Origin of the sequence: Actinoplanes sp. NPDC020271, from assembly GCF_044388125.1 — a bacterium.
Taxonomy (GTDB): Bacteria; Actinomycetota; Actinomycetes; order Mycobacteriales; family Micromonosporaceae; genus Actinoplanes.
Window position 1 is genome coordinate 249,228 of record NZ_JBIRWQ010000013.1, and the last position, 6,584, is coordinate 255,811.

Here is a 6,584-nt window from a genome sequence, read left to right on the forward strand (position 1 = left end):
GGTCATCCGACCAGGCCGGCAGCGGTCAGCGAGACGTGCCGCGCCAGTAACTCGGCGGCCAGGTCGGCCTCCCCGGCCAGCGCCGCCTCCTCCAACGCGCGGTGCTCGCCGACGTGATCGCGCGGCGGTGCCAGGTCGGTCGCCCAGACCCGGATCAGCTCGCTCGCGACCCACAGCCGGTCGAACGTCTCCAACATGATCGCGTTGCCGCAGCCGTCCAGCAGAGCGCGATGAAACTCACGGTGGGCGGTGGTCCAGGCGCTTTTCTCGTACGCCGGGGTCCGCGCGAGCCGATGATGTGCCGCCCGCACCCGCGACTCCCACTCGACGTCGCCCCGCTCGATCGAGAGTCGCAGCACCGCCGGCTCGAACGTGGCGCGTGCCTCGGCGAGATCCTGCCACCGCTGGTCGGACGGGGTGGGCACCGCGAATCCACGGTTGGTGAGCCGATCGGCGAGCCCGTCGCCGACCAGCCGCACGAGGGCTTCGCGGACGACGGCGAGGCTCACGCCGTACGCCCCGGCAAGCTCTTGGGGTTTGAGGGCGACCCCGGGGGCGAAGACACCGGACAGGATCTCGTCGCGGATCGTGGTGTAGACCCGTTCGGAGAGCATCTGCTTCATGCCAGCATCGTAGACCATTTGCCAGATAATCGATTATCAGTGCTATGGTCGATCACGTCAGATCGTTCTTGGAAGGACACCGCATGAACGACCCGTTCGCCCGCCATCCCGAGACGGGCACCTTCACGGTCACCAGCAGCACCGTCGCCGACGGCGCCGCCTGGGCCCAGGCTCAGTACTCGGGGGCGTTCGGCGTCCCCGGCGGCCAGGACGTCTCGCCGCAGCTCTCCTGGTCCGGCGCACCGGAAGGCACGAAGAGCTACGTCGTCACCGTCTACGACCCGGACGCCCCCACCCAGTCCGGCTTCTGGCACTGGGCCGTCGCCGACATCCCGGCCGACGTCACCAGCCTGCCCGAAGGCGCCGGCGACGACACCGGCTCCGCCCTGCCGACCGGCGCCTACCAGCTGCGCAACGACGCCGGCCAGGCCCGCTTCATCGGCGCCGCCCCGCCCGCCGGGCACGGTCGGCACCGCTACTTCATCACGGTCCACGCGCTGAGCACCGACAAGGTCGGCGTGGGGCCGGACGCGACGCCGGCGGTGCTCGGCTTCACCATCCACAACCAGACCCTGGCCCGAGCCACCATCGTCGCCGCCGGTGAGATCCCGGCCGGCTGACCGACGCCGATGGCCCGCCCACCCGGCGGGCCATCACAGCGCACCCCGGAACAGAGACACCACCCATCCCGAACAGCTTCCCGAGCCGCCGCACGGTCAGGCCCGCGGCGCCATCCCGACCGACGATTTCGACGGCCCCGGCCGCGATCCGTTCCAGCACCGGCGGCTACGCGACCTCGGCAGCGGCCGGCAGGCTCCGGAGACGGCCGGATGGAACGATCCGCCGGAGCCGGAGCAGGCCGTCAGCGCGGCAGCCGCACGATGGAACGCGCCGGTGTTCGCCGCCTACGTCACGGATTACTGCGCCCGGATCCACGGCGCGACCGCCGGCACGTCCGCACGGTCGGGACATCTGGCCGATCCCACCGAGCTGAACTGCGGAATGCGTCACCGCCCGCCCGTCGCCGAGTGATCCGCGGGACAGAATCTAGCGGTCCCAGCCAGGATCCACCAGGCGAGCGCTCTCCTACGCCTGGACGGACTCGAAGTGGCGGCCCCAGTGCGGGCGCCGCCCGTCGACATCGGAGACCCCGTACTGCTCGGCCAGGTCCCAAGACGTCAGCACCTGCCCGGATCGCGACGCGACGTCCGGGTCGGCGGCCAGCGCGGCAATGGCACGACCGACGAAGTGCGGCGTTTCCGAGGCCAGGAAGTGCGGGTCCTTCTCCCCGCCGTCCCGCCAATTCGCCTCGGTCACGCCGAAGTGGTCGAGCATCGCCTCCGAGCGCAGGAACCCCGGGGTCACCGCGACCGCCGTGATCCCGTGTTCCCGCAGCTCCGAGGCTTGCGCGAGGGCCAGCCGGTTGACCGCCGTCTTGGTCAGGTCGTAGGTCAGGTTCCCCCGGTACTCCTTGCCGTCCCCGTCGGTCACCTCGATGATCAGCCCGGCCCGGTCGCGGATCATCAGCGGCACGGCATGCTGGCTGGTGATCAGGTGGGTGAGCACGGCTCGTTCCCACATCGTCCGGAACTTGCCGACGTCGAGCTGCCAGAACGGTGTGCCCCACTCGCTGAGCGGATCCCCGCCCCAGACGTCGTTGACCAGGATGTCGAGGCGCCCGAGCCGCCCGATGAGTGCCGCCACCTGCGCGGGGTCGCTGTGGTCGCACGCCACCGCGACACCCCGGCCGCCGGCCGCGGTGACCAGCTCAGCGGTCTCCTCGATCGTCTCCGGCCGGTCCATGTCGGAGCGGCTCGCCCGCGTGCTGCGCCCGGTCACCCAGACTTCCGCCCCGGCCGCGCCGAGCTCGACGGCGATGCCTCGCCCGGCTCCCCGCGTGGCCCCGGCGACCAGGGCGGTTTTTCCTGCCAATGATTTCTCCACCGAGTTAGTTAACCATGATTCACTAACTCGGTCGACCCGGTATCGTGCTGGCATGGCACGCCCCCGCACGGTCTCCGACGACGCGATCCTCGCCGCCACCGCGAACGCCGTCGCCGCGTCCGGCCCGGCCGGGGTGACGCTCGCACAGATCGGCGCCGGGGTCGGCCTGACCGCCGCGGCGCTGCTGAAGCGCTTCGGTTCGAAGGATCAGTTGCTGCTGGCCCTGGCCCGGCATTCGGCCGAGGTCGTCCCGGCCCGGCTGGCCGCCGCACCCACGGTGGCCGCGCTGGTCGACGAGTTCGTGGCGATGGCCGCGAGCGTGCGCGACTCGGCCGAGTTCGCCAACCACCTGGCGTTCCTGCTGATGGACCTCTCGGTCCCCGAGTTCCAGCAGGTCGCCCGGGAGTATGCGACCGCCGTCGAGTCCGCGATCGCCGTCGTCCTCCGATCCGCCGCCGCGTCCGGGGAGATCGACCCCGATCGGATCGACCCCGGGCTGGCCCGTGCGATCCACGCCGCCTACAACGGCGCGCTGATCACCTGGGGCATGACCGGCGCCCCGGACGGTCCGGCCGATCAGGTCCGGGCCCAGCTGCTGCGGGTGATCCGGTGAGGGTCCTGGTCGTCGGTGGCAGCGGGCTGCTGGGACGGGAGGTCGCCGGCCAGGCGCGGCGGGCGGGTCACGACGTCACGGCCACCTTCCACACCCAGCCGATCGGGCCGGGCGGGCGGCGGCTCGACATCCGCCGCCGCGCCGACGTCAGAGAGCTCGTCGCCGACGTGCGACCAGAAGCGATCATCAACGCGGCCTATCTGCAGGCGGACTGGACGACGACCGCGGACGGCGGGATGCACGTGGCCGCGGCCGCCGCGGAATTCGACGCGCTGCTGGTGCACGTCTCCAGTGACGCGATTTTCTCGGGGCGCGCTCCGGAATACGACGAGTCGTCGGTGCCGGATCCGATCACGCCTTACGGCGCGGCCAAGGCCGCTGCCGAGGTTGCGGTTCGCGGTTCGGTCCCGGCCGCTGCCATTGTGCGTACGTCGTTGATCGTCGCCTCCGGGGAATCGCCCACCGAGAGATTCGTCCACGACCTCGCCACCGGAAAACGAACAGGCGCACTGTTCACCGATGACATCCGGTGCCCGGTCCACGTCACCGACCTGGCTGCGGCAATTCTCGGGCTGATCGGCGTGCCCGGCGTGCACCACGTCGCCGGGCCGGACGCGATCAGCCGCCATGAGCTGGGTGTGCTGATCGCCCGTCGCGACGGCCTGGACGAGCACGCCTTGCCCACGGCGTTGCGCGCGGCGAGCGGACTTCCGGGCGCCATCGCCGTACGCCTGAGGGGAAAGACCCGCTTGCGTGGCGCCCGCGAATTCCTGCGGCCAGTCGATCCGGGCGCGACCTTCGCGGCGGAGGTGGTCGCGGCCGGATCGACGGACGGCACGGACGGAAGTTCGCCGTCGAAGCGGACTATCCGGTCACACGACGGACCGGCGGGTGGATCACCAGTGTCACCACGACCAGGACCAGTACCACCGCGGTGAGCAGGACCGGGATCGGCGTGATGGGGTCCAGCAGCACGAGCAGGCCGCCGAGCGGGACGACGACGTTCACGATTCGGTCGGCGTTCTCGCGCAGCGCGATCCACCAGATCCCGAGGACGAAGACCGCAACCGGGATCGTCACCGTCAGCGACGCCGCGACCGCGCCCAGCTCGCTGTGCCCGGTGAGCGCGTCGATCTGCACCTCGATGCCGGCCGAGAACGCAGCCGCCGCGGCGAACACGAAGTAGTGCACGTATCCGTAGCGGATGTTCTGCGCGAACCCGCGGATCGACAGGTGGTGCGGCGGCCAGAAGTAGATCCACCACAGCGCGCAGGTGACCACGAGGGTCATGACCGAAATGGATACCAGCGGGGCGAGCGCCTCGTGGTCGTGCAGCGCCTTGATGATCGCGTTGGCCGAGGCGAGCAGGCTCTCACCGAGCACGATCAGCGTGAACAGTCCGTAGCGTTCAGTGATGTGGTGCGGATGCCACGGCGTCCAGCCGGTGCGCTCGGCGATCACCGGGACGGCGAGTTCGCCGAGGATCAGAACTGCGTGCAGGTAGGGCTGGATCTCGGCCGGGAGGAAGAGCCGGACTATCCAGAACGCCTGAACGATGGCGATTCCCACGGCGTACCGCAAGGTGGTCTTTCGATTGGAACCGGCGAGACGGGATGCTCGCAGCCACTGGACGACCATCGCGATGCGCATCACCACGTAGCCGATCGTCACCGCGAGCCAATTACCGTCGGTGAACGCCGGTTCCACCCCGGCGGCCAGTACCAGCACGCCGCCCATCTGCAGGAACGTGAGAAGGCGGTAGAGCCAGTCGTCGGCGCCGTAGGAGGTGGCGAACCAGGTGAAGTTCATCCAGGCCCACCAGATACCGAAAAAGATCAGCGCGTACGAGATCAGCCCGTGCGCCGCGTGCCCCTCGGTCAGTGCGTGGTGCAGTTGCACCGCGACGATGCTGACGGCGACCACGAACACCAGGTCGAAGAAGAGCTCCAGCGGCGTGGCGGTCCGTCCCTGCTCGGCAGGGTCACGGGGTCGCATCGGGGTCAGCATCAATGGCACCGCGGCAGCGTAACCGGGGCACCCCCGCCCGTCGTTGACCACGCGTGCTTCCGCAACCACCACGCCGCACCACTCACGCCTACGGCACGCCGCGTAATCGGCTGATATACGACCGATGGGGACGTTTCGGGCGTCCGGTCGTCCTGCTGCACGGCCTGCGCTACGACCGCACGATGTGGTGGCCGGTCGCCGCCGAGCTCGGCAGCAGTTGCGCGGCCGTCGCCGTCGACCTGCCCGGGCACGGCGACTCGGCGCCCCGGGAGGACCTGTCCGGTCTCGCCCAGGATCTGGCGCTGCTCGTCCGCGGACTGGACCTGCACCGGGCGCCGGTGCTGGTCACGCACGGGGAGTCGGTGGTGCTGGCGCGCACGTTCGCCGAGCGTTACGCCGTGCAGCAGATGATCACGCTGGACGCCGGCACCGCGGCCGACGCGGGGGCGATTCCCGGGGCTTACCGGCAATTCGCCGTACGGCGCAATGATCTGACCCTGCCCGAAGCCTACCGTGAGTGGTCCGGGATCCGGGTCGGCGCGGCGCCGCAGGCGCCCGTCGCCGGCCGAGGGTTCCCGCACCTGCGTGACCCGGCGGCCTTCGCGGCGCTCGTCCACGACGCGGTGTAGGCCCAGTCCACCACGGCCGGGCACGGCGCCCGCGACTCGCGGATCTCCCACCACGACTCGACGGTCCGGGTGCGGGTTTCCATCGGGTAGACCCAGGACTCGCCGTCGTCCCCGAGGTCGCCCGGGTCGAGCAGGTTCCGCAACATCGCCAGGATCCGCATGTCAGCGCCTCGTCGCCCAGGCGTAGTGCGTGGCCCGCTCCTCGTCGAGCAGCAGCCGCCGCAACCGGCCCAGGGCACGGGCACGGGTCGGCCCGATCGCACCGACCGGCATGTCCAGCCGGGCGCTGAGCTCGGTGTACCGCGCGTCCGGGTCGGTCGCGATCTGCCACAGCAGCCGCCGCTGGCGCTCCGGGAGGCGGGCCAGCGCGCGGCGGACACTCGCCGCCTGTTCCGCGCGCAGCAGGCCCGCCTCCGGCGCCTCGCCCGGCTGGGCCAGCCACTCGTCCAAACCGGTCACCGGATACTCCCGGTCCCGGCCCGTGAGCGCGTGCAGGCAGAACCTGCGCATCGTCACGGCCAGCCACGATCCGACCGCTTCGGGGCACTGCAACCGGTCGATACCGTTGAACAGTTGCAGCCACGTCGCCTGCAACAGGTCACCGGCCTGATCCGGCGGGATCCGGAAGCGGCGGGCGATGGCCCGCAGGCGTGGGGGGGGGGGGGGGGGGGGGGGGGGGCGGCGCCCGCCCCCCCCCCCCCCCCCGCCCCCCCCCGCGCGCCCGCGAAGCCGTCGACTGAGTTGGCTATGAGGTGTGGGGGGGGGAGT

Annotated in this window: 8 protein-coding genes and 1 pseudogene; 5 read left to right on the forward strand and 4 right to left on the reverse strand. The window is 71.1% G+C overall.

Annotated elements, in window-relative coordinates:
- Nucleotides 1-2 precede the first annotated feature (2 nt).
- Entirely contained in the window at nt 3-641 is a 639-nt protein-coding gene (locus ACH442_RS27580) for a GntR family transcriptional regulator (RefSeq protein WP_396341007.1), read from the reverse strand.
- A gap of 65 nt (nt 642-706) precedes the next feature.
- Here ACH442_RS27580 and ACH442_RS27585 point away from each other — a divergent pair, with 65 nt between their 5' ends.
- Nucleotides 707-1,243, forward strand: coding sequence for a YbhB/YbcL family Raf kinase inhibitor-like protein (locus ACH442_RS27585; protein ID WP_396341008.1), 537 nt, complete (start codon nt 707-709; stop codon nt 1,241-1,243).
- Entirely contained in the window at nt 1,224-1,655 is a 432-nt protein-coding gene (locus ACH442_RS27590; protein ID WP_396341009.1) for a hypothetical protein, read from the forward strand. The genes ACH442_RS27585 and ACH442_RS27590 overlap by 20 nt, the downstream gene beginning before the upstream one ends.
- A 54-nt stretch (nt 1,656-1,709) precedes the next feature.
- On the opposite strand, the gene ACH442_RS27595 is transcribed toward ACH442_RS27590, so the two are convergent.
- On the reverse strand, nt 1,710-2,567 hold the full coding sequence (locus tag ACH442_RS27595; RefSeq protein WP_396341010.1) for an SDR family oxidoreductase: 858 nt from the start codon (nt 2,565-2,567) through the stop codon (nt 1,710-1,712).
- 52 nt (nt 2,568-2,619) lie between these two features.
- Between ACH442_RS27595 and ACH442_RS27600 the strand changes: the two genes are divergently transcribed.
- Together ACH442_RS27600 and ACH442_RS27605 are read left to right on the forward strand one after the other, a co-directional pair.
- Nucleotides 2,620-3,180, forward strand: coding sequence for a TetR/AcrR family transcriptional regulator (locus ACH442_RS27600; protein ID WP_396341011.1), 561 nt, complete (start codon nt 2,620-2,622; stop codon nt 3,178-3,180).
- Nucleotides 3,177-3,959: pseudogene (locus tag ACH442_RS27605) on the forward strand (SDR family oxidoreductase); the annotation flags it as partial. The gene ACH442_RS27600 and the pseudogene ACH442_RS27605, both read left to right, overlap by 4 nt.
- 85 nt (nt 3,960-4,044) lie before the next feature.
- Here ACH442_RS27605 and ACH442_RS27610 read toward each other — a convergent pair.
- Entirely contained in the window at nt 4,045-5,187 is a 1,143-nt protein-coding gene (locus tag ACH442_RS27610; protein WP_396341027.1) for a low temperature requirement protein A, read from the reverse strand.
- 53 nt (nt 5,188-5,240) lie between these two features.
- Here ACH442_RS27610 and ACH442_RS27615 point away from each other — a divergent pair, with 53 nt between their 5' ends.
- A complete protein-coding gene (locus ACH442_RS27615; RefSeq protein WP_396341012.1) occupies nt 5,241-5,816 on the forward strand; it encodes an alpha/beta fold hydrolase in 576 nt (191 codons plus the stop codon).
- A gap of 162 nt (nt 5,817-5,978) precedes the next feature.
- On the opposite strand, the gene ACH442_RS27620 is transcribed toward ACH442_RS27615, so the two are convergent.
- The gene (locus ACH442_RS27620; protein ID WP_396341028.1) at nt 5,979-6,464 is read right to left on the reverse strand and encodes an RNA polymerase sigma factor; all 486 of its coding nucleotides are present in this window, start codon (nt 6,462-6,464) and stop codon (nt 5,979-5,981) included.
- Nucleotides 6,465-6,584: the final 120 nt, after the last annotated feature.

Excerpts from the sequence above, each read along its gene's own strand:
- ACH442_RS27580 (WP_396341007.1), bottom strand. The coding sequence starts at position 641 with ATGGTCTACGATGCTGGCATGAAGCAGATGCTCTCCGAACGGGTCTAC.
- ACH442_RS27585 (WP_396341008.1), top strand. The coding sequence starts at position 707 with ATGAACGACCCGTTCGCCCGCCATCCCGAGACGGGCACCTTCACGGTC.
- ACH442_RS27600 (WP_396341011.1), top strand. The coding sequence starts at position 2,620 with ATGGCACGCCCCCGCACGGTCTCCGACGACGCGATCCTCGCCGCCACC.
- ACH442_RS27610 (WP_396341027.1), bottom strand. The coding sequence starts at position 5,187 with ATGCTGACCCCGATGCGACCCCGTGACCCTGCCGAGCAGGGACGGACC.